Below are 21,079 nucleotides of genomic sequence, written 5' to 3'. Positions count from 1 at the left end.
TCGGCCGGTCGACGTGGAGGGTGGCGGGCAGCCGCCCTTCGCGCAGCGCGAGCACCGTCTTGATGAGGCCGGGCCCCCTCGGCGTCAGGCGCGACGCGCGGTCAGTGCACGCCGCCCATGAGCGGCTTGACCGTGCGGCGGAACATGAAGACCGCGACACCGGCGAGGACCGCCAGCGCACCCTGCGAGGCGAACCACCACTGGCTGTCGGTCGGCGCACCGACCAGCTGGAGCAGCGCGATGACGGAGTCGCCCGCGGTGACGGCGAGGAACCACACGCCCATCATCTGCGAGCCGTACTTCTGCGGCGCCAGCTTGGTGGTGAGCGACAGGCCGACCGGGGAGAGCGTCAGCTCACCGATGGTCTGGATCAGGTAGACCGCGCACAGCCACAGCGGCGTGACCTTGGCGTCGCCGGAGGCGGCGGCCTGGGCCAGCATCATCACGAAGAAGGACAGACCGATCAGGAAGACGCCGTTGGCGAACTTCGTGAGGGAGCCGGGCTCCTTGCCACGCCGGTTCAGCGCCAGCCACAGCCACGCGAAGACCGGCGCGAACGCCATCACGTACAGCGAGTTCAGCGACTGGAACCAGCTGGAGGGGAAGTCGAAGCCGAACAGCGAGTTGGCGGTGTCGTTCTGCGCGAACAGGTTCAGGGTCGAGCCGGACTGGTCGAAGATGCCCCAGAAGACGGCGGCGACGACGAAGAACCAGATGTACGCGGAGACCCGGGACTGCTCGGTGCCGCTCAGCTCGCGGTCGCGCTTCATCTTGACCAGGTACCAGACCGGCAGCAGCAGGCCGAGGACGGTCAGCGGCCACAGGATCCAGTTGACCGTGAAGAGACCGCCGCCGCCGACGACGCCGTAGAACACGACGGCGAGCGCGGCCCACAGGCCGACCTTCTTCCAGATCGCGGTCCGCTCGGCCGCGGACAGCGGCGAGGGCACGACCGTCGACTCGGCGGACAGGAAGCGGAAGCCGAAGACGAAGCAGAGCAGGCCGAGGGCCATGCCCACACCGGCCATGGCGAACCCGAGGTGCCAGTCGACCTTCTGGCCGATCGTGCCGATCGTCAGCGGGGCGGCGAAGGCACCGAGGTTGATGGCTATGTAGAAGATCGAGAAGCCGCCGTCACGGCGCGGGTCGTTCTTCTCCGGGTACAGGTGGCCGACCATCGTGGAGATGTTGGCCTTGAGCAGACCCGAACCGACGGCGATCAGCACGAGACCGGCGTAGAACGTGCCGGCCGAGGGCAGCGCCAGCGTGAAGTGGCCGACCATGATGATCGCGGCGCCGACCGCGGTGGTCTTGCGCGGGCCCCAGACCCGGTCGCCGAGCCAGCCGCCCGGCAGGGCGAGCAGGTACACCAGGGCGTTGTAGACCGAGTAGATCGCGACCGCCGTGCCGGCGTTCAGGCCGAGGCCGCCGTCGACCACGGCGGCCGACAAGTACAGGACGAGCAGTGCCCGCATCCCGTAGAAGCTGTACCGCTCCCACATCTCCGTCAGAAACAGAAAGGCCAGGCCGAGGGGGTGGCCAAGGAAGGACTTGCCGCCGGCGACAGGCGCGGTGGCTTCCTTCGTCAGGCTGGACGCCATGGTTGTTCCTTGCTCGCTCGGGACGCCGCCGGTCCTTTGTGGGGGTGGGGCGTGCGCCCGGGTGGGGGACGGCCGGCACCGGAGTCCTGCCGTCCTCCCCACGCCCGGGGGATGTGCCCGCACGACGGGTCGTGCGGGACGCGGTACGGCGGACCCGGGATCCACGCCTCGCACGCTTCGTCACGCGCGGGGCCCGGCCACAGGTCGTTCCTTCGATGCTGACCGCGGTCAGCTCACACAGGAAAGGGACCGTCGGTGCGCGGTGCGCTCCTCAGGTCCCCCATTAGTGCATCAGGCGTTCCGTCACCATACGACACGACAGTGGTGCATATGGAAGGACTTGAGAGATGGATCACAGGCCCTGGTGGAACCGACGCGCTGAATCGAAGGAGTTCGTAAGGATCGCACCCCAGAGCCCAAGGAGGCGAACCCGGAGGTGAGGGTTCCGCTTTGGCCCGCAGCGCGCTCTTGCCGATCACCCCGCAGCCGTCCCGCAGCGCGGACTACCATCACTGCATGACCCGTGTACTGCTCGCCGAGGACGACGCGTCCATCTCGGAGCCGCTGGCTCGCGCCCTGCGCCGGGAGGGGTACGAGGTCGAAGTCCGCGAGGACGGACCCACCGCCGTCGACGCCGGACTGCAGGGAAGCATCGACCTCGTCGTCCTGGACCTCGGCCTGCCCGGGATGGACGGCCTCGAAGTCGCCCGGCGGCTGCGCGCCGAGGGCCACACGGTGCCGATCCTGATCCTCACCGCCCGCGCCGACGAGGTCGACACGGTCGTCGGCCTCGACGCCGGCGCCGACGACTACGTCACCAAGCCCTTCCGCCTGGCCGAACTGCTCGCCCGCGTCCGGGCGCTGCTGCGCCGAGGCGCCGCCGAGCCCAAGGAGACCCCGGCCACGCACGGCGTGCGGATCGACGTCGAGTCGCACCGCGCCTGGATGGGCGACGAGGAACTCCAGCTCACGGCCAAGGAGTTCGACCTGCTGCGGGTCCTCGTGCGCGACGCGGGCCGGGTCGTCACCCGCGACCAGCTCATGCGCGAGGTGTGGGACACCACTTGGTGGTCCTCGACCAAGACCCTCGACATGCACATCTCCTGGCTCAGGAAGAAGCTGGGCGACGACGCGGCGAACCCGAGGTACATCGCGACGGTGCGCGGCGTGGGTTTCCGGTTCGAGAAGAGCTGAGCGCAGCCCGCCCGGCCGGGCGGCGGTGACCCGGGCGCGGGCCCCGCATCCGGGACACTGAACCCATGCGCCGCCGACTCATCAACTCCACGCTCGCCGTCGTCCTGGTGGTGATCGCCGTCTTCGGTGTCTCCCTGGTCATCGTGGAGACCCGGACCATCAGCAACAGCGCCCAGGACCGCGTCGAGTCCGAGGCGGTCCGGCTCGCCTCCATCGTCGACAGCAGGCTGCTCAGCGGCGAGCAGGTGAACGGTGAGATCCTCGCCGACCAGGTCGCCCTCGAGGACCGCTACGCGACCGTCGCCATCCCCGGCCGCGCCCCCATCGCCCTCGGCACCGAGCCCGACGGCGACGTCATCACGTACACCGCGAGGGGCGAGCGGGGCGAGAAGGTCACCGTCGAGGAGCCGCGCTCGGCGGTCACCCGCGAGGTCGGCCGGACCCTGCTGATCATCGCGGGGGTGGCGCTGCTCGCGGTGGTGGCCGCCGTGCTGCTCGCCGTGCGCCAGGCCAACCGCCTCGCCTCCCCGCTCACCGACCTCGCCTCCACCGCGGAGCGGCTCGGCTCCGGGGACCCGCGCCCACGGCACAAGCGGTACGGGGTGCCCGAGCTGGACCGCGTCGCCGACGTGCTCGACGGCTCCGCCGAGCGCATCGCCCGCATGCTGACCGCCGAGCGCAGGCTCGCCGCCGACGCCTCGCACCAGCTGCGCACGCCGCTGACGGCGCTGTCGATGCGCCTGGAGGAGATCACCATGACCGACGACCTGGCCGAGGTGAAGGAAGAGGCGACGATCGCGCTCGCACAGGTCGAGCGGCTCACCGACGTCGTCGAGCGGCTGCTCACCAACTCCCGTGACCCGCGCACCGGTTCGGCCGTCACCTTCGATCTCGACGAGGTCATCAAACAGCAGCTGGAGGAGTGGCGCCCGGCCTACCGCAGCGCGGGCCGGGCCATCGTCTCTTCGGGCAAGGGCCACCTCACGGCGGTCGGCACGCCGGGCGCGGTGGCCCAGGTCCTCGCCGCGCTGATCGAGAACTCGCTGATGCACGGCGGCGGCACCGTCGCCCTGCGCACCCGCGTCACCGGCAACCAGACGGTCATCGAGGTCACGGACGAGGGCCCGGGCGTCCCCTCCGAGCTGGGTTCGCGGATCTTCGAGCGGACGATCAGCGGCCGGAACTCGACGGGGATCGGCCTCGCGGTCGCCCGCGACCTCGCCGAGGCCGACGGCGGCCGCCTGGAGATGCTCCAGGCCTCCCCGCCGGTCTTCGGCCTGTTCCTGTCGCGCACGCCGCCGAAGAAACCGGCGGACGGCACGGACCCGGAGACGGTCCGCTAGGGCTTCACCCGGTGCACGGGCGGCGCCTCCGGGTCCTCCAGGAACGATTCGGCACGGGCCACCGTCTCCCGGGCGGGCAGCGCCTTGAAGACCCAGGTCCGGTAGGACCAGAAGCGGAACAGGGTCGCGAGGCCCATGCCGAGGAACTTGAAGACGTTGCTCTGCAGCTGGCTGTCCCAGTGGAAGCTGTACGTCGCCACGTACAGGACGCCGTTCTCGATCACCAGGCCGACCGCGCTGAACAGGAGGAACAGCGTGAGTTCCTTCGCGCGTCCGCCCTTGTCGCGGTCGCGGTAGGTGAAGTACCGGAACCCCACGTAGTTGAAGACGATGGAGACGACGGTCGCGATCACGCTGGCCCGCACGACCTGGAGGTCCGTGCCGTGGCGCATCAGGTTGAAGACCGCGAAGTTCACGAGGACGCCCAGGGCGCCGACGACGCCGAACTTGGCGATCTCGCGGGCCAGGGCGTCGAAGCGGATCCGCAGCGCGCCCAGGCGCCCCGGACCGCTCGCTCGCCGCGCGGAATGTCGACCGGTGGTCGCCTTCATAGTGGTCGCCTCAGCCCCCGTCGTCCCCGTCGATGTGGTCGCGCGGCCCGTGAGAACCGACCCCGCCATGCTAACCACGCGCTCCCCGGACCGCCCGGCGACCACGGCTGTGGACGTTCCTACAAGGTGGAGGCCGTGCGGGCACCGGCCGAACGGCCGATACCCTGGAGGCGTGACGTTCCCGGTAGTCGGCATGGTCGGCGGGGGGCAGCTCGCTCGTATGACACACGAGGCGGGCATCCCGCTCGGCATCAGGTTCAAGCTCCTCAGTGACACTCCACTGGATTCCGCGGCGCAGGTCGTCGGCGAGGTCGTCGTCGGCGACTACCGCGACCTGGAGACGCTGCGCGAGTTCGCGCGCGGCTGTGACGTGATCACCTTCGATCACGAACACGTGCCCACCGAGCATCTGCGGGCCCTGGAGGCGGACGGCGTCCCCGTCCGCCCGGGCCCGCACGCGCTGCTCTACGCCCAGGACAAGGGCGAGATGCGCGCGAAGCTCACCGCGCTCGGCGTGCCGTGTCCGCGCCACCGCCTGGTGACGGACGCGGCGGACGTCGCCGCGTTCGCCGCCGAGGGCGACGGCTTCCCCGTCATCCTCAAGACGGTGCGCGGCGGCTACGACGGCAAGGGCGTGTGGTTCGTGCGCTCCGAGGCGGACGCCGCCGAGCCCTTCAAGGCGGGCGTGCCGGTCCTGGCCGAGGAGAAGGTCGACTTCGTCCGGGAGCTGGCGGCGAACGTCGTGCGCTCGCCGCACGGCCAGGCCGTCGCCTACCCCGTCGTCGAGTCCCAGCAGGTCGACGGCGTCTGCGACACGGTGATCGCCCCCGCCCCCGGCCTGGACGAGGCGCTCGCGGGCGCGGCGCAGGAGCTGGCGCTGCGCGTCGCCAAGGAGCTGGACGTCGTCGGCCACCTCGCCGTCGAACTCTTCGAGACCCGCGGACCCGACGGGAAGCCCGGCATCCTCGTCAACGAACTGGCGATGCGCCCGCACAACAGCGGCCACTGGACCCAGGACGGCGCGATCACCTCGCAGTTCGCCAACCACGTCCGCGCCGTCCTCGACCTCCCCCTCGGCGACCCGCGCCCGCGCGCCCCCTGGACCGTGATGTGCAACGTCCTGGGCGGCGACTTCCCGGACATGTACAGCGCCTACCTGCACTGCATGGCCCGCGACCCGCAGCTGAAGATCCACATGTACGGCAAGGACGTGAAGCCCGGCCGCAAGGTCGGCCACGTCAACACCTACGGCGACGACCTGGACGAGGTCCTCGACCGCGCCCGTCACGCAGCCGGATACCTGAAGGGCACGATCACCGAATGAGCGCCGCGAGCCAGTCCGGTCCCGTCGTCGGCATCGTCATGGGGTCGGACTCCGACTGGCCCGTCATGGAGGCGGCGGCGAAAGCCCTCGCCGAGTTCGAGATCCCCTACGAGGTCGACGTCGTCTCCGCGCACCGGATGCCGCACGAGATGATCGCCTACGGCGAGCACGCCGCCGGGCGCGGCCTCAAGGCGATCGTCGCGGGCGCGGGCGGCGCCGCCCACCTGCCCGGCATGCTCGCCTCGGTGACGCCGCTGCCGGTCATCGGCGTGCCCGTGCCGCTGAAGTACCTCGACGGCATGGACTCGCTGCTGTCCATCGTGCAGATGCCGGCCGGTGTCCCGGTCGCCACCGTCTCGGTCGGCGGCGCGCGCAACGCGGGGCTGCTCGCCGCCCGCATGCTCGCCGCGCACGACGAGGAACTCCTCGGCCGGATGCGGGAGTTCCAGCAGGAGCTGAACGACCAGGCCACCGAGAAGGGCAAGCGCCTGCGGAACAAGGTCGAGAGCGCCGGCGCCGGTTTCGGCTTCGGCAAGTGAGCGGGGAGACGGACGGCATGACGGACGCACTGGCGCGGGCCCGGGCGGTCCTCGCGGAGTTCCCCGTGGCCGACGGGCACAACGACCTGCCGTGGGCGCTGCGCGAGCAGGTCGCCTACGACATCGGCCGGCGCGACATCGCCGCCGACCAGAGCGCCCACCTCCACACCGACCTGGCCCGGCTGCGGTCCGGCGGTGTCGGCGCCCAGTTCTGGTCGGTGTACGTCCGCACCGACCTGACCGGCGACGCGGCGGTCAGCGCCACCCTGGAGCAGATCGACTGCGTCGACCAGCTGATCGCGCGCTACCCGGGCGACCTGCGGGCCGCCCTGACCGCGGCGGACATGGAAGCGGCCCGCGCGCAGGGCCGTATCGCCTCCCTCAAGGGCGCCGAGGGCGGCCACTCGATCAACAACTCGCTGGCCACGCTGCGGGCGCTGTACACGCTCGGCGTGCGCTACATGACGCTCACCCACAACGACAACATCGCGTGGGCGGACTCCGCGACGGACGAGCCCGGCGTCGGCGGCCTGTCGGCCTTCGGCCGCGAGGTCGTGCGCGAGATGAACCGCGAGGGCATGCTCGTCGACCTCTCGCACGTCGCCGCCACCACGATGCGCGCGGCCCTCGACACCACCGAGGCGCCGGTGATCTTCTCGCACTCCTCGGCCCGCGCCGTCTGCGACCACCCGCGCAACATCCCCGACGACGTCCTGGAGCGGCTCCCCGGCAACGGGGGAGTGGCGATGGCGACCTTCGTGCCCAAGTTCGTCCTCCAGGCCGCCGTCGACTGGACCGCGGCCGCCGACGACAACCTGCGCGCGCACGGCTTCCACCACCTGGACTCCTCGCCCGAGGCGATGAAGCTGCACCGCGCCTTCGAGGAGTCCACGCCCCGCCCGGTCGCCACTGTGGCGACCGTCGCCGACCACCTCGACCACATGCGCGAGGTCGCCGGCGTCGACCACATCGGCATCGGCGGCGACTACGACGGCACGGCCTTCACCCCGGACGGCCTCGACGACGTCTCCGGCTACCCGAACCTGATCGCCGAGCTGCTCACCCGCGGCTGGTCCACCGCCGATCTCGCCAAGCTGACCTGGGGCAACGCGGTGCGGGTGCTGGGCGCCGCCGAGGACGTCGCCCGCGACCTGCGGACGCGGCGCGGCCCGTCGAACGCCACGCTGGAGCAGCTGGACGGCTGAGACCCGCTCCGCGCCCCGTTCGGCGCAGCGGCTCCCCCGAACGGAGCCGCTCGCCGCGAGCGGGCCCGGCACCCGTGCCACGGTGGGTGGACGCCTGTCCCCACCCTTCTGGCCGGAGCCGTGTCATGGCAGACCTGCAGGACGAACTGAACGTCACCGCGGAAGCGGGCGAGCTCGACGCCCCTGCCGCGCCGGCCGGCCCCCCGTCCCCCGGGCCCGGCCCGGGGCCGGCCCACGACCTGCTCGCCCGCGCCCCCGTGGCGGACGGCTACTGCGCTCTGCCCGGCACCCTGAGCGGGCTGCCCTGGTACGACCTGGAACCGGGCGAGTACGCCGTGGAGACCGACCTGCCGCGGCTGCGCCGGGGCCGCGTCGGCGCCCAGCTGTGGGCGCTGCACCTGCAGCCCGACCGCCCGGTCACCTCGGCCCTGGAACAGATCGACCTCGTCCACCAGGTCGTGCACCGCTACCCCGAGGGGCTGCGCCTCGCCGGCTCCGCGTCCGAGACCGCCGACGCCCGCGCGCACGGCCGGATCGCCGTCGTCATCGGCCCGGCCCCGGCCGCCGCGGCGGGCGACTCGCTCGGCACCCTGCGCGCCCTGCACGTGCTCGGACTGCGGGCGATGTCGCTGAGCGACGCGCGGTGGGCGCCGCACGACACCGGGCTGACGCCCTTCGGCGAGCAGATGGTCCGGGAGCTGAACCGGCTCGGCATGCTCATCGACCTCACCGGGACCTCCGCGGTGACCGCGGTCCGCGTCATCGACATCTCCCAGGCCCCGGTGGTCCTCACCCGCTCCGGCGCCGCCGCCCTCAACGACCACCCGGACAACGCCTCGGACGAACTGCTGACGGTCCTCGGCGCCAACCGCGGCCTGTGCCTGGTGCCCTGCTCGGCGCAGCGGACCGGCCCCGCCCTGCGCGACCTCGCCGACCACCTCGACCACGTACGCCGCATCGCCGGACCCGACGCGGTCGGGCTCTCCGGGATGCACGACAGCGGGGAGGCGCACCCCGAGGGACTCGGCGACGCCACCGGCTACCCGGCGCTGGTCACGGAGCTGACCGAGCGGGGCTGGCCGGAGCCGGACATCGCGCTGCTCACCTGGGGCAACGTCCAGCGGGTGCTGCGCGGCACCGAGTTCACCTCGCGGGCCGCGCGGCAGCGCCAGAGCCCGCCGACGGCCCGGCGCTGACCGGCCCGGCGCGGCGCCCGGCTCAGCCGGCGCAGAGGCAGAACGGGTGCCCGACCGGGTCGGCGTAGACCCGCCAGGAGCGGGAGCGGTCCTCGGTGTCGAGCGCCGTCGCGCCGAGCGCGAGCACCTCCTTCTCCGCCCGGTCCAGGTCCTCCACGGTCAGGTCCAGGTGCAGTTGCTGCCCGTGCTCGGTCGACGGCCAGACCGGCGGCCGGTACCCGGGCGACTCCTGGAACGCGAGCCGCCCGCCCGGCGTGCTCAGCACGACCCAGCCGTTCTCCGCCTCGTCGTCGACGAGGGCCCCGCCGAGCAGCGCCGCGTAGAAATCGGCGAGCTTGCGCGGCTCGGGACAGTCCAGGGCGACGACGTCGAGCTTGGCGATGGCCATGGCTTCTCCTTGAGTTGCCGGTGACGGACTGCTGCCGGTGACGCTGCCACCGCATGGTGCCGCACCCGGGCCGCGGCCCGGCGCGCGACATGCCCGGCCCACGCCCCGGGCGGGCCGCACGGAGCCGCTACGCGGAGGGCCGCCCCATCGCCCGGTACGTCCACCCGGCCTCCCGCCAGGCGGCGGCGTCCAGCGCGTTGCGCCCGTCCAGCAGCACCCGGGCCGACGCGACCGCGCCCAGCTCCGCCGGGTCCAGCTCCCGGAACTCCCGCCACTCCGTCAGGTGCAGCACGACATCCGCGCCCCGCACCGCCTCAAGGGCCGACTCCGCGTACCCGAGCGTCGGGAAGAGCCGGCGCGCGTTCGCCATGCCCTTCGGGTCGTACACCGTCACCTGGCCGCCCTGGAGGTGGATCTGCCCGGCCACGTTCAGCGCGGGCGAGTCCCGCACGTCGTCGGAGTCCGGCTTGAAGGCCGCGCCGAGCACCGCGACCCGCTTGCCCAGGAACGCGCCGCCGCCCAGCGCCTCCCGCGCCATCTCCACCATCGCCCCGCGCCGCCGCATGTTCACGGAGTCGATCTCGCGCAGGAACGTCAGCGCCTGGTCGGCGCCCAGCTCACCGGCGCGCGCCATGAACGCCCGGATGTCCTTGGGCAGGCAGCCGCCGCCGAACCCGATCCCGGCCCGCAGGAACTTGTGCCCGATCCGGTCGTCGTAGCCGATCGCCTCGGCCAGCTTGGCGACGTCCCCGCCGGCCGCCTCGCAGACCTCCGCCATCGCGTTGATGAAGGAGATCTTCGTGGCCAGGAACGAGTTCGCCGCCGTCTTGACCAGCTCGGCCGTCGGGAAGTCCGTCACCACCAGCGGCGTGCCCTCACCGAGCGGCGTCGCGTACACGTCCCGCAGCAGCTTCTCGGCCCGCTCGCTGCCGACGCCGATCACGATGCGGTCCGGGTGCAGCGTGTCGTTCACCGCGAACCCCTCCCGCAGGAACTCCGGGTTCCACGCCAGCTCCACGCCCTCCGGCAGCAGCGCGGCCAGCCGCTGCGCCGAGCCGACCGGCACGGTCGACTTGCCGACGACGAGCGCGCCCGGCCGCACGTGCGGCGCCAGCGAGGCGAAGGCGGAGTCCACGTAGCTCATGTCGCACGCGTACTCGCCGTGCTTCTGCGGCGTGTTCACGCAGACGAAGTGCACGTCGCCGAAGCCGGCGGCCTCGGCGAAGTCCATCGTGAAGCGCAGCCGCCCGGTGGACCCCTCGATCCCGGCGACGTGCCGGCGCAGCAGCTCCTCCAGACCGGGCTCGTACATCGGGACCTCGCCCCGCGTGAGCATCTCGATCTTCTCGGGGACGACATCCAGGCCGACCACCTCGAAACCCAGCTCGGCCATGGCCGCGGCATGCGTGGCACCGAGGTAACCGGTACCGATCACGGTGATCTTGAGGGCCATAACGGGGGCTCCAGAGGTGTGGGGCTTGCGTGCGCTGGTCGAGCATAGTCGGGGCTTACGCAGGGCCTTCAGCGGGCAGCTTCCCCGCTGTCGCACAGCTCACGTATCCCTCGCGTGAGCGGAGACCTAAAATTCGGGTTACTTAACGGTAATTAGCATCGCTTGGAGCGTGAGTCACCTTGGCCGGATCGGCTTCCACGGAGTTCGACCTGTACCGCCCGTCCGAGGAGCACGACATGCTCCGCGAGGCCATCCGCGCGCTGGCCGAGACGAAGATCGCGCCGTACGCCGCCGCGGTCGACGAGGAGGCCCGCTTCCCGCAGGAGGCCCACGACGCCCTCGTCGCGAACGACCTGCACGCCGTCCACGTCCCCGAGGAGTACGGCGGCTCGGGCGCCGACGCGCTCGCCACCGTGATCGTCATCGAGGAGGTCGCGCGCGCCTGCGTCTCGTCCTCCCTCATCCCGGCCGTCAACAAGCTGGGCTCCCTGCCGGTCATCCTCTCCGGCTCCGAGGAGCTGAAGAAGAAGTACCTGGGCCCGCTCGCCAAGGGCGACGGCATGTTCTCCTACTGCCTCTCCGAGCCGGACGCCGGTTCGGACGCGGCCGGCATGAAGACGCGCGCGGTGCGCGACGGCGACTTCTGGGTGCTGAACGGCGTGAAGCGCTGGATCACCAACGCGGGCGTCTCCGAGTACTACACGGTCATGGCCGTCACCGACCCCGACAAGCGCTCGAAGGGCATCTCGGCCTTCGTCGTCGAGAAGTCCGACGCGGGCGTCTCCTTCGGCGCCCCGGAGAAGAAGCTCGGCATCAAGGGCTCGCCGACCCGCGAGGTCTACCTCGACAACGTCCGCATCCCCGCGGACCGCATGATCGGCGCGGAGGGCACCGGCTTCGCCACGGCGATGAAGACCCTCGACCACACCCGCATCACCATCGCCGCGCAGGCGCTCGGCGTCGCGCAGGGCGCCCTGGACTACGCCAAGGGCTACGTCCGCGAGCGCAAGCAGTTCGGCAAGCCGATCGCCGACTTCCAGGGCATCCAGTTCATGCTCGCCGACATGGCCATGAAGATCGAGGCGGCCCGCCAGCTCACGTACGCGGCGGCGGCCAAGTCGGAGCGCGTCGCCGCGGGCGGCCGCGAGGGCGACCTCACCTTCCAGGGCGCCGCGGCCAAGTGCTTCGCCTCGGACGTGGCGATGGAGGTCACGACGGACGCGGTCCAGCTCCTCGGCGGCTACGGCTACACCCGCGACTACCCGGTGGAGCGCATGATGCGCGACGCGAAGATCACCCAGATCTACGAGGGCACGAACCAGGTCCAGCGCATCGTGATGGCGCGCAACCTGCCGTAGACCCGCTCCGTCCACACACGCCCCTGCCCGTGCCGGTGGGGGCGTACGTGTGTGGGCGGGGCGGCAGGGGAGCAGCCGAGATCAGCGCTCGCCGAACAGATCACGGACCGGCGCAGGGGCGTCGGAGACCCGCGCGCCCTCATCGGTGAGATGAGGCGTTCGGTTCTGCTGGTCCCGATGTCCGGCGGCGGGCTGCGCGCGGACGAGGCACGTGACTTCAGCCTGGGGGTGGCCACGGAGCTCTGCCGTGGCGCGGGTGACAGCGTGCTCACCTGCCTCCGCGACCTCGACGTCCTGGACAAGCCGTTGGAGGCCCGTATCGGGATCGCGCAGGACGTGGCGCTGCTCGTCCAGGACGGCACCGTCGTCGGCTGGAGCCTGACCGACCCTGTCCAGTACCTGACCAGCGGGTTCGGCGCCCCCGACCCGGCTCCCGCCACCCAGGCGACTCGACTGTCGGCCGTGGAACGTCTGCGGACCCTCCACGAGGCCTTGCTTGCCCAGCGCGAGGACCGTCGCCGGGCAGACGCCCTTCTCGCGCTCATCGGCGACCTGTTCGAGGACTACGGCAACGGGTGAACGCCCCGGGTCTCAGTTGCCGGAGACCGTGACCTTCTCGTCGTGGTTGAACTGGTCGACGAGCTGCTTGACCTTGGTCTTGTCCCACAGGAGGTTGCCGCCGACCGAGCCGTTCGTCGGCATGTTCATCGACGTGCCGTCACCGTCGCCGCCGGAGACCGACTTCATCGCCATGAACATGGAGGCCAGGTTCCACAGGCTCATGTCCTTGTCGACGACGAGCGAGTCCAGGCCCGCGCCGAGCGTCGGGTAGAGCTTGAAGGGGTTCATGACGGTCGAGGGGGCCGCCACCTTGTGGGCGAGGGCCGCGAGGAACGCCTGCTGGTTCTTGGTGCGCTGGAGGTCGGAGGCGGCGAAGGCGTGCCGGGTGCGGACGAAGGCGAGGGCCTGCTGACCGGTCAGGGTCTGCTTGCCCGCCTTGAAGTCGGCGCCGGACCACTTGTCCTTGAACCCTTCCTTCAGGTTCATCTCGACGCCGCCGACCGCGTCCACGATGCTCGCGAACCCGCCGAAGCCGATCTCCGCGTAGTGGTCGATGTGCAGCCCCGTGTTGGACTCGACGGTGCGCACCAGGAGTTCGGGGCCGTCCTCGGCGTAGGCCGCGTTCAGCTTCACCTGGCGGCCGGTGCCCGGGTAGAGCTTGCCGGACTCGGCGCCCTTGAAGCTCGGGATCGTGACGTTCGAGTCGCGGGGCAGGGAGACGAGCGTGTCCCCGTTGCTCCCGACGTGCAGGATCATCATGGTGTCCGTGCGCTTGCCCTCGGCGGAGCCGGTGTGCAGCTCCTTCTTCTGCGCGTCGGACATGCCCTCGCGGCTGTCGGTGCCGACGATCAGGTAGTTGGTCCCGTCGCCCGCGTCCGGCCGGTCGATGACCTTGGAGAGGTCGACGTCCCGGTGGAGCTTGGAGTCGGCCCAGAAGTACGTGGAGACGCTCGTCACCACGACCACGGCGACCACGGTGATGGCGGTCCATTTGATGCGCTTGCGCCAGTTCGGCGCGGGGCGCGCGGAACGTCCCACGGGCGGACCGTAGCCGTCGCCGCCCCCACCGCCGCCGTGGGCGCGGCTGGGCTGGCCGTAGACCTGTCCGGTGTTGTACCCGCTGTCGTAGCCCGGGCCGGCGGACGGGTCGTACCCGTCGTCGTAGTCGGGCCGGGACTGCTGCTGCGGTACCGGTCGCTGCACATGCGGCATGACACGGGCCCCCTCGGGGCGTGCGCTCGCGCTGCCGCGGCCGTAGCCGTCACGGCTGCCGCCGCCCTGCCGGTCGCTCCGCCCCTGGGGCCAATCGCTCATGGGGCAAGTGTGCCGTGCGGCCCTGTGTGCCTTACAAGAGCGGTCGGCGAATCGGGCCACGGCTGTTGCAGAGCTGACACAATCCGGCCGCGCATAGGGTAGGTGGCATGACAGACCAGGCCCACGGCACGGAATCCGACATTCCGGGCAAGCCGACCGCAGCTTCCCGTACGACGTTGTCGCACATCATGACGCACAACGACACCAACCTCCTGGGTACGGTGCACGGCGGTGTGATCATGAAACTTGTGGACGACGCGGCCGGCGCGGTGGCGGGCCGGCACTCCGGCGGCCCGGCCGTGACGGCCTCCATGGACGAGATGGCGTTCCTTGAGCCGGTCCGCGTGGGCGACCTCGTCCATGTGAAGGCGCAGGTCAACTGGGTCGGCCGGACCTCCATGGAGATCGGCGTACGCGTCCTGGCGGAGCGCTGGAACGAGTCGACGCCCGCGCAGCAGGTCGGCTCGGCGTACCTCGTCTTCGCCGCGGTGGATGCGGACGGCAAGCCGCGCACCGTCCCCCCGGTCATCCCCGGGAACGACCGGGACCGGCGCCGCTACCAGGAGGCCCAGATCCGCCGCCAGCACCGCCTGGCCCGGCGCCGGGCCATCAAGGAACTCCGCGCCCAGAACCCCGACCCCAGCTCCAGCCCGTCCGGCGACGGCGGCAGCGACGGCAACTGAGCCCGGGAGCACCCCGCAAGCCTCAGCCGCAGGCCACCTCGTCCCCGGTGACCACCCCGGACTCGCCCTGGTTGGGGTCCTCGGCCCGGACCCGGCGGACCCCCGCGTAGTCGGCCCCCACCCGGACCTTCAGCACCGGCCCCTGGCCCGGCACCGGCACCAGCTTCGCCCCGGGCAACGCGGTGGCCAGCGCGGACGCCGAGCGGTCCCACCCGGGGTCGTACAGCACGACGGTCTGCTTCGCGGCGCGGTCCACCGCGTTGACCGGCGCCCCGGTCGTGCGGAACCGCGTGGCCTGCAACGCGGCGTCGGCCTTCTGGCCGAGCCCCGCCGTCATCGTCGCGTTCTCCACCTGGACCCGGATCTGCTCCGGCGACACGTCGACGACGGTCGCCTTCTTGCGGTGGCGGCGCGCGTCGAGCGGCCGGTCGTCCCGGAGCGCCTGGAAGAGCTTTCCGGCCTTCTCCTCGTCCCACTTCACGGTGGAGCCGATGCCCGGCACCTCGTAGTCGATGTTCCCGACCGGCACGGTCGTGAACTCGGACGAGGACGGCGTGAACGAGCGCATCGCCCGGGCCAGGTCGACCATCTCCCGCGTCCCGAACCCCTGGTCCGCGCGGACGGAGCCGAGCAGCGTACGGGCGAGCGCACTGAACCTGACCGGATTGAGCAGCACCCCGGACGAGGCCGTCCGGGAGATCAGCGACGCCAGGAAGCGCTGCTGGCGCTGCATCCGGCCGAGGTCGCCCGCGCCGTCCGTGTGCCGGGAGCGTACGTACTGCAGCGCCTGGCCGCCGTCCAGGCGGTGGGTGCCCGCGCTCAGGTCGAGACCGGTGTAGGAGTCCCGGAGGGGGTGGGTCGTGCAGACCTCGACGCCGCCCAGCTCGTCGACCGTCTTCATGAAGCTGGTGAAGTCGACCTCCAGATAGTGGTCGATCTTGACGTGCGTCATGTCCTCGACGGTACGGACGGTCAGCTGCGGCCCGCCCTCCGCGTAGGCCGCGTTGATCTTCACCGGGTGCGCGCGGTGCGTATCGCCGCTGTTCTGGTCGGTGTGCGGCGGCATCATGGCGTACGAGTCACGGGGCAGGGAGACCACGGAGGCGCGCTCGTGGTCGGCCGAGATGTGCACGATCATGATCGTGTCGGTGCAGTGGCAGGGGGCCCCGCCCAGCCGGTACTTCTGCCGCTCCGCCTCGGTGATCTTGTCGCGGCCGTCGGTGCCGACCAGCAGGACGTTCATGCCGTGCCCGGCGGCCGGGCGGTTCTTCATGTCCTTGAAGGGGTCGATCCGCACGATCCCGGTGTCCAGGCCGGAGACGAGCACGTGCCCGATACCCGCCGCGGCCAGCACCGTCACCGAGACGGTCGTCGCCAGCCGCATCGCCCAGCGGGGTCTGCGCCGGCGCAGCGGCTCGGCCGGACGGCCGCCCCCCGGGGGCCGGGGCGGGCGGTTCGGACGGCCGGGCGAGCGGGGCGGCGTGGGCATGTGGGGGGCACCTCCGCGTACGGGCGTGGGACGCGAGCACCGTAGGCCGATACGATCTCCCGACCGCGGCAGTGCGCCCGGTGGCGCGCACCGGTGTCCCCCGTTGGCGGTAACGTGACCTGCGATGAACGCCACCGCCACCCCTGGTACGCCGCTCCCCGCCGTCTCCGTGATCATGCCGGTCCTGAACGAGGAGCGGCATCTGCGGGAGGCCGTCGAGGCGATCCTGGCGCAGGAGTACGGCGGCGAGACGGAGGTCGTGCTCGCGCTCGGCCCGTCCACCGACCGCACGGACGAGATCGCGGCGCGGCTGGCCGCGGAGAACCCCGCCGTGCGCACCGTGGCGAACCCGACGGGCCGCACCCCCGCCGCGCTGAACGCCGCGATCCGGGCCTCCCGCCACCCGGTCGTGGTCCGCGTCGACGGGCACGCCGCGCTCTCGCCCGGCTACCTCGCGACCGCGGTCCGCCTCCTGAAGGAGACCGGCGCGATGAACGTGGGCGGCATCATGCACGCCCAGGGCACCGACGACTGGGAGCGGGCCGTCGCCGCCGCGATGACCTCGAAGATCGGGGTGGGCAACGCCGTCTTCCACACCGGGGGCGCGGCGCAGGCCGCCGACACGGTCTACCTCGGCGTCTTCCGGCGCGAGGCCCTGGAGCGGCAGGGCGGTTACAACGAGGAGTTCGTCCGCGCCCAGGACTGGGAGCTGAACTTCCGCATCCGCGACGCCGGGGGCCTGATCTGGTTCTCACCCGAGCTGAAGGTCGCCTACCGCCCGCGCTCCTCGGTGCGGGCGCTGGCCAGGCAGTACAAGGACTACGGCCGCTGGCGCCACGTCGTCGCCCGCTACCACGCCGGCTCCCTCAGCCCGCGCTACCTCGCGCCGCCGGCCGCGCTCGTCGCCGTCGCGGGCGGCCTCGTCGCCGGCGCGGCCCTCACCCGCTGGGCGCTGGTGCTGCCCGCCGGGTACGCGGCGGCGATCGTCGCGGGCTCCGTCCCGGCCGGCCGGGGCCTGCCGCTCGCGGCGCGCGCCCGGATCCCCGTCGCCCTCGCCACGATGCACATGGCGTGGGGCTGGGGCTTTCTGACGAGCCCGAAGGCGCTGGCCCGCAAGGTCATCGCCGCGCGGCGGGCCACGGTGCACGGCGCGAAGGCGACCACCGGCTGAGGTACGGGCAGCGGGGGCAGGCCGGCCCGAGGGCCGCCCCACCCGCATGCCGGTGCGGGACGGCTACCAGGTGAAGCCGGGGTTCACCTTCATGCACGTGGAGTCGTCGGCCCCGTTGATCGTCTGGTCCGACTTCGGCGCCTTGTCACTGGTGGTGGCCTTCGGGTAGGTGGTCCCGGTGCGCCAGTCGGCCCCCACGATCAGGGTCACCCCGGACACGTCGGTCGAGCGCTTCACCGAACTCAGGGGCACGCCGAGGGACGTGGCGATCCGCTGGGCATCGCCCTCCAGATCGGCCGACGGATAGCGGATCACGGTCTTCTCCTCGGCCATGGACCGCCCCTGGTCCGCCGTGGCCTGCGTGAACCCCTTGCCGATCAGGAACTGCGCCAGCACCGAAGCGCGGCCGGGGGCGGCGGGCGTCGTCGCCGTCCGGGTTCCGTTGCGCACCTGCACGGCGATCTTGTCGTCCGCCGCCGCCGGTTCGCCGGAGACCCGCTCCTCAGCCGGTTTCTTCTTGTCCTTGCCGTCCAGCGCGATGTCGTCGCGGACCAGCCGGAACAACTGCTCGGCCTCGCCTTCTTTGGGGGCGACGCGGGCGCCGACGTAGACGAACGGCATCGTCGTCATCGTGATGCGGCTCGGATCGGGCTTCTTCAGCTCGTTGCTCAGGTCGTACAACTTCTTGACGGTGTCCAGGCCGTCGTCGACATGGAGTGCCTCGGTCGCCTTCTCGGCGAGGGTGCGCAGCTTGCCCGGGTTGGAGAGCGTGGCGTTCTTCCGCAGCTGACGCACCATCGAGTTCATGTACATGTGCTGCGCCTTGGCGCGGGCGATGTCGCTGCCGTCCTCGAAGCCGTAGCGCGTCCGCAGCCACTGCAGGGCCTGCACCCCCTTGATCGAGTGGGTGCCCTTCCTGAGCTTCAGCCCTGAGCCGTGGCCCTCGCGGTCCTTGGAGTGGATGTTCGCGTCGACGCAGACCGGTACGCCGCCGATGGCGTCGGCCATCGACACCACCCCGGAGAAGTCGACCATCATGAAGTGGTCGATGTGGATACCGGTGAGCTGCTCCCAGGTGGCGACCGTGCAGCCCGGACCGCCGCGGCCCAGCGACTCGTTGGTCATCCGCCGGCCGACCGTCGCCGCGTACTCCTTGCCGGTCTTCGGGTCGGTGCACTTGGGCAGCGGCAGCAGGGTGTCGCGGGGCATGCTGACCACGGACATGTTCGACCGGTCCGCGGACAGGTGCACCAGCATCTGCACGTCGGCGAGCGGGGTGCCGCCGAAGGTCTCCTTGGCGCCGCCCAGCTTCTGGTTCTCCTTGCTGTCCCGGGCGTCGGAGCCGATCAGCAGGATGTTCAGCGGGGTCTGTCCTGCCGCGTTCGGCGTGGGCCCGGCGACCTTGTGCTCGCCCAGATTGAGCTTGGCCGTCTTGATGTTGCCGTTCAGATGGCGGTAGTAGAGGTAGCCGGCGCCGGCCGTGCCGAGCACGAGGACCGCGAGAACGCCCGAGGTCCAGCGCAGTATCCGGCCCCGGCGCCGCCTCGGCCGGGCGCCCGCCCGCCGCCGGCCCCGGGGCCCGCGGTCCCGGGGGCCCGCGCCGCCACCGGCCGGGGCCGGTTCGGGCCGGTTCCCGTCCGGGCCCCGCTCCGCGGCGCGCACCGGCGATGCCTGCCTCGCCTCTGCCGGCGGTCGTTGTCCGCGCACACTGCTTCGCCCCATGTCCTGCCCCACCCTCCCGCCCTGGCCATGACTCGGCCGCCCCGCTGTCTCTGGTTAGACAGTCAAAGGGCGGCCTAGGTTGGTCACTTGGCGCAAACAGTCTTGTCCGCGGTCGTCTTGTCCGCGTCCACCTTCGCCGTGCCGCCGCTGACGGGCGTCCCCGCGCCCTTGAAGTCCTTGCCGAGGATGAGGACCAGTGCCGGCAGCCCCTGGTCGTTCGTCTCGCTCTTGCCCTCCTTGAGCGCCGATCCGGACAGGCCCATGATGTCGGCGAGCCGGCGGGCCTGGTCGGCCTGGTCGGGCGAGTACTCCAGCGTCGTCCTGGCCTGGGACGGCTTGTTGCCCATCTGGCTGGACTTGGTGACGCCCTCGCTGTTCTGCAGCCAGGTCAGCGTCGACTGCGCGGCGCCCGTCTTGCCGCTGCCGTTGTAGAGGTCGACGCGGACGTCGCCCGCCGCGGACTTCGGGCCCTTGAGCTTGGCGTCCTCTGCGGCCTTCTGTTTCTTCTTCGTCTCGGTCAGCGACACGTCGTTCTTGATGGCGTCGAAGACCTGCGGCGCGGTCCCCTCGTCGACGATGACTGTCTTGTGCACGACGCCGTCGGCCGGGTTGTCGCGGACCGGCACGGTGAGGAACGTCAGGTTCTTCGGCGGGACCTTCTTGATCTCGAGGGCGATGTCCTTGAGCTTGCTCAGACTTCCGATGCCCTTGTCGACGGTGAGCGCCTTGGTCGCGGCCTCGGCGAGACTCGTCAGCTTCCCGGGGCTGGTGAGGGTGTCGCTCGAACTCATCTTCCGCGCGAGGGAGCCGAGGAACTGCTGCTGCACCTTGATGCGGTCCAGGTCGCCCTGGTTGCCGAAGCTGTGCCGGGTGCGCAGGAAGGCGAGCGCGTCCTCACCCTTGACGACGCTCTTGCCCGCGGGCAGCTTCAGGTGGGAGTCCGGGTCGTCGACGGGTTTGGCGACACACACCTCCACGCCGCCGACCGCGCTCGACAGTGTCTTCACCGCGTTGAAGTCCGCCATCATGAAGTGGTCGACGGTGATGCCGGTGACCGCCTTGACGGTGGCCATCGTGCAGCCGGCGTCCCGGTCGCTCTGCCCCAGGCTGGTGTTGAAGCGGACGTCCGGGGTGCCCGGGATCGTCTTGAGCTCCCCGCTCTCGGCGTCCTTGGCCTGGCACTGCGGCACATCCACGATCAGGTCGCGCGGGATGCTCAGCGCGGTGGCGTTCGTCCGGTCTTTGGAGACGTGCAGCAGCACGTTCGTGTCCGCGTGACCGACGCTGCCCTTGTCGCCGTAGCCCTCGTTGCCCTTGCCGGTGCGCTTGTCGGTGCCGATGACCAGGAGGTTGAACGCCTCGTCCTTGCTGAAGCCGTTCTTGGCGCCGACCACGTCCTGCGCGGTGATGTTGCCGTCGAGGTGGCGGTAGTAGAGGTAGCCGCCGCCCGCGGCGACGAGGACCACGAACGCCGCGCCGCCGGAGGTCCACAACAGGACCTTCTTCACCGTCGACTTCTTCTTCGCCTTCGAGCGACGGCGGTTCGCCGCGGGAGGGGGCGCCTGCGGCGCGCGGCGCCTGCGTTGCGCGGGCACGTCCCGCGGCTCCTCCCGCCGGGTGCCACGGGGCCCGGTGCGACGCGGTCCCGGCACTTTCGACTGCCCAGCGGAAGGGGTCAGTCGCAGTTCGTAATCACCAGTCTGAGGGTTGAGTACCCACTGGTCTGCGGGATCGATGTCGTCAGCCCGCCCACGGCCTTGCGCGTCCACGGTTGTCTGCATCCTCCGTCGGGGCCACGCGGCGCCTCGCCCCCCTCAAAAGCAGGGCGCCCGGTCAGTCGGTAAGCAGTGCGCGACTACGCCAGACGGCATGGCCGGGTGCACCGGATCGCTCACACTATCCGCCCAGTTCAGCGTCGAGCGACGGCGGTGACAAATTCCACTCTCCTACAACCGGTCATTCCGGTTCATTTCTTTGAACCTATGTG

18 protein-coding genes are annotated in these 21,079 nt (G+C 71.4%); 10 read left to right on the top strand and 8 right to left on the bottom strand.

What is annotated here, in order from left to right; all coding sequences use genetic code 11:
• Positions 1 to 101: 101 nt before the first annotated feature.
• The gene (locus tag ABZY33_RS27845; protein WP_356494431.1) at positions 102 to 1,601 is read right to left on the bottom strand and encodes an oligopeptide:H+ symporter; all 1,500 of its coding nucleotides are present in this window, start codon (positions 1,599 to 1,601) and stop codon (positions 102 to 104) included.
• 516 nt (positions 1,602 to 2,117) lie between these two features.
• Here ABZY33_RS27845 and ABZY33_RS27840 point away from each other — a divergent pair.
• Positions 2,118 to 2,795, top strand: a complete 678-nt coding sequence (locus ABZY33_RS27840) for a response regulator transcription factor (RefSeq protein WP_356494430.1) — start codon at positions 2,118 to 2,120, stop codon at positions 2,793 to 2,795.
• 65 nt (positions 2,796 to 2,860) lie between these two features.
• Entirely contained in the window at positions 2,861 to 4,138 is a 1,278-nt protein-coding gene (locus ABZY33_RS27835) for an ATP-binding protein (protein WP_356494429.1), read from the top strand.
• Here ABZY33_RS27835 and ABZY33_RS27830 read toward each other — a convergent pair.
• Complete coding sequence (locus ABZY33_RS27830; RefSeq protein WP_356494428.1) at positions 4,135 to 4,689, bottom strand: GtrA family protein; 555 nt, start codon at positions 4,687 to 4,689, stop codon at positions 4,135 to 4,137. The genes ABZY33_RS27835 and ABZY33_RS27830 overlap by 4 nt on opposite strands.
• A 172-nt stretch (positions 4,690 to 4,861) precedes the next feature.
• On the opposite strand from ABZY33_RS27830, the gene ABZY33_RS27825 reads away from it, so the two are divergent.
• The 4 genes from ABZY33_RS27825 (at position 4,862) to ABZY33_RS27810 (ending at position 8,953) form a co-directional block, all read left to right on the top strand.
• The gene (locus ABZY33_RS27825; RefSeq protein ID WP_356494427.1) at positions 4,862 to 6,013 is read left to right on the top strand and encodes a 5-(carboxyamino)imidazole ribonucleotide synthase; all 1,152 of its coding nucleotides are present in this window, start codon (positions 4,862 to 4,864) and stop codon (positions 6,011 to 6,013) included.
• Positions 6,010 to 6,552 carry a 5-(carboxyamino)imidazole ribonucleotide mutase gene (gene purE, locus ABZY33_RS27820; protein ID WP_356494426.1) on the top strand — a complete coding sequence of 181 codons (543 nt, stop codon included), beginning with the start codon at positions 6,010 to 6,012 and terminating at the stop codon, positions 6,550 to 6,552. Before ABZY33_RS27825 ends, purE begins: the two co-directional genes overlap by 4 nt.
• Before the next feature lie 17 nt (positions 6,553 to 6,569).
• Positions 6,570 to 7,757 carry a dipeptidase gene (locus ABZY33_RS27815; RefSeq protein WP_356494425.1) on the top strand — a complete coding sequence of 396 codons (1,188 nt, stop codon included), beginning with the start codon at positions 6,570 to 6,572 and terminating at the stop codon, positions 7,755 to 7,757.
• 125 nt (positions 7,758 to 7,882) lie between these two features.
• Positions 7,883 to 8,953 (top strand): membrane dipeptidase, encoded by a 1,071-nt coding sequence (locus tag ABZY33_RS27810; RefSeq protein ID WP_356494424.1) that lies wholly within the window; start codon positions 7,883 to 7,885, stop codon positions 8,951 to 8,953.
• A gap of 22 nt (positions 8,954 to 8,975) precedes the next feature.
• On the opposite strand, the gene ABZY33_RS27805 is transcribed toward ABZY33_RS27810, so the two are convergent.
• Both ABZY33_RS27805 and ABZY33_RS27800 read right to left on the bottom strand, forming a co-directional pair.
• Positions 8,976 to 9,341: a VOC family protein gene (locus tag ABZY33_RS27805; RefSeq protein WP_356494423.1), complete on the bottom strand. Its 366-nt coding sequence runs from the start codon at positions 9,339 to 9,341 to the stop codon at positions 8,976 to 8,978.
• 127 nt (positions 9,342 to 9,468) lie between these two features.
• Positions 9,469 to 10,794 carry a UDP-glucose/GDP-mannose dehydrogenase family protein gene (locus tag ABZY33_RS27800; protein WP_356494422.1) on the bottom strand — a complete coding sequence of 442 codons (1,326 nt, stop codon included), beginning with the start codon at positions 10,792 to 10,794 and terminating at the stop codon, positions 9,469 to 9,471.
• A gap of 179 nt (positions 10,795 to 10,973) precedes the next feature.
• Between ABZY33_RS27800 and ABZY33_RS27795 the strand changes: the two genes are divergently transcribed.
• Positions 10,974 to 12,152, top strand: coding sequence for an acyl-CoA dehydrogenase family protein (locus ABZY33_RS27795; RefSeq protein ID WP_356494421.1), 1,179 nt, complete (start codon positions 10,974 to 10,976; stop codon positions 12,150 to 12,152).
• A 150-nt stretch (positions 12,153 to 12,302) separates the two neighbouring features.
• The gene (locus ABZY33_RS27790; RefSeq protein WP_356494420.1) at positions 12,303 to 12,731 is read left to right on the top strand and encodes a hypothetical protein; all 429 of its coding nucleotides are present in this window, start codon (positions 12,303 to 12,305) and stop codon (positions 12,729 to 12,731) included.
• 12 nt (positions 12,732 to 12,743) lie between these two features.
• Here ABZY33_RS27790 and ABZY33_RS27785 read toward each other — a convergent pair whose 3' ends face one another.
• A complete protein-coding gene (locus ABZY33_RS27785) occupies positions 12,744 to 14,027 on the bottom strand; it encodes an LCP family protein (RefSeq protein WP_356494419.1) in 1,284 nt (427 codons plus the stop codon).
• A gap of 107 nt (positions 14,028 to 14,134) precedes the next feature.
• Here ABZY33_RS27785 and ABZY33_RS27780 point away from each other — a divergent pair, with 107 nt between their 5' ends.
• The gene (locus ABZY33_RS27780) at positions 14,135 to 14,710 is read left to right on the top strand and encodes an acyl-CoA thioesterase (RefSeq protein ID WP_356494418.1); all 576 of its coding nucleotides are present in this window, start codon (positions 14,135 to 14,137) and stop codon (positions 14,708 to 14,710) included.
• 22 nt (positions 14,711 to 14,732) lie between these two features.
• Here ABZY33_RS27780 and ABZY33_RS27775 read toward each other — a convergent pair whose 3' ends face one another.
• On the bottom strand, positions 14,733 to 16,199 hold the full coding sequence (locus tag ABZY33_RS27775; protein ID WP_356494417.1) for an LCP family protein: 1,467 nt from the start codon (positions 16,197 to 16,199) through the stop codon (positions 14,733 to 14,735).
• A gap of 124 nt (positions 16,200 to 16,323) precedes the next feature.
• Between ABZY33_RS27775 and ABZY33_RS27770 the strand changes: the two genes are divergently transcribed.
• Complete coding sequence (locus ABZY33_RS27770) at positions 16,324 to 17,370, top strand: glycosyltransferase family 2 protein (protein ID WP_356494416.1); 1,047 nt, start codon at positions 16,324 to 16,326, stop codon at positions 17,368 to 17,370.
• Positions 17,371 to 17,433: 63 nt separating this feature from the next.
• Here ABZY33_RS27770 and ABZY33_RS27765 read toward each other — a convergent pair whose 3' ends face one another.
• Positions 17,434 to 19,092 (bottom strand): LCP family protein, encoded by a 1,659-nt coding sequence (locus ABZY33_RS27765; RefSeq protein ID WP_356494415.1) that lies wholly within the window; start codon positions 19,090 to 19,092, stop codon positions 17,434 to 17,436.
• 83 nt (positions 19,093 to 19,175) lie between these two features.
• Positions 19,176 to 20,861 carry an LCP family protein gene (locus tag ABZY33_RS27760; protein WP_356494414.1) on the bottom strand — a complete coding sequence of 562 codons (1,686 nt, stop codon included), beginning with the start codon at positions 20,859 to 20,861 and terminating at the stop codon, positions 19,176 to 19,178.
• Positions 20,862 to 21,079: the final 218 nt, after the last annotated feature.

This window comes from Streptomyces sp. NPDC006552, assembly GCF_040611655.1.
Classification (GTDB): domain Bacteria; phylum Actinomycetota; class Actinomycetes; order Streptomycetales; family Streptomycetaceae; genus Streptomyces.
This window is presented reverse-complemented; position numbering and strand designations above follow the sequence as displayed.

Excerpts from the sequence above, each read along its gene's own strand:
- ABZY33_RS27845 (WP_356494431.1), bottom strand. The coding sequence starts at position 1,601 with ATGGCGTCCAGCCTGACGAAGGAAGCCACCGCGCCTGTCGCCGGCGGC.
- ABZY33_RS27775 (WP_356494417.1), bottom strand. The coding sequence starts at position 16,199 with ATGCCCACGCCGCCCCGCTCGCCCGGCCGTCCGAACCGCCCGCCCCGG.
- ABZY33_RS27840 (WP_356494430.1), top strand. The coding sequence starts at position 2,118 with ATGACCCGTGTACTGCTCGCCGAGGACGACGCGTCCATCTCGGAGCCG.
- ABZY33_RS27765 (WP_356494415.1), bottom strand. The coding sequence starts at position 19,092 with ATGGGGCGAAGCAGTGTGCGCGGACAACGACCGCCGGCAGAGGCGAGG.
- ABZY33_RS27800 (WP_356494422.1), bottom strand. The coding sequence starts at position 10,794 with ATGGCCCTCAAGATCACCGTGATCGGTACCGGTTACCTCGGTGCCACG.
- ABZY33_RS27830 (WP_356494428.1), bottom strand. The coding sequence starts at position 4,689 with ATGAAGGCGACCACCGGTCGACATTCCGCGCGGCGAGCGAGCGGTCCG.
- ABZY33_RS27815 (WP_356494425.1), top strand. The coding sequence starts at position 6,570 with ATGACGGACGCACTGGCGCGGGCCCGGGCGGTCCTCGCGGAGTTCCCC.
- ABZY33_RS27780 (WP_356494418.1), top strand. The coding sequence starts at position 14,135 with ATGACAGACCAGGCCCACGGCACGGAATCCGACATTCCGGGCAAGCCG.
- ABZY33_RS27785 (WP_356494419.1), bottom strand. The coding sequence starts at position 14,027 with ATGAGCGATTGGCCCCAGGGGCGGAGCGACCGGCAGGGCGGCGGCAGC.
- ABZY33_RS27770 (WP_356494416.1), top strand. The coding sequence starts at position 16,324 with ATGAACGCCACCGCCACCCCTGGTACGCCGCTCCCCGCCGTCTCCGTG.
- ABZY33_RS27805 (WP_356494423.1), bottom strand. The coding sequence starts at position 9,341 with ATGGCCATCGCCAAGCTCGACGTCGTCGCCCTGGACTGTCCCGAGCCG.
- ABZY33_RS27790 (WP_356494420.1), top strand. The coding sequence starts at position 12,303 with ATGAGGCGTTCGGTTCTGCTGGTCCCGATGTCCGGCGGCGGGCTGCGC.
- ABZY33_RS27835 (WP_356494429.1), top strand. The coding sequence starts at position 2,861 with ATGCGCCGCCGACTCATCAACTCCACGCTCGCCGTCGTCCTGGTGGTG.
- ABZY33_RS27810 (WP_356494424.1), top strand. The coding sequence starts at position 7,883 with ATGGCAGACCTGCAGGACGAACTGAACGTCACCGCGGAAGCGGGCGAG.
- purE (WP_356494426.1), top strand. The coding sequence starts at position 6,010 with ATGAGCGCCGCGAGCCAGTCCGGTCCCGTCGTCGGCATCGTCATGGGG.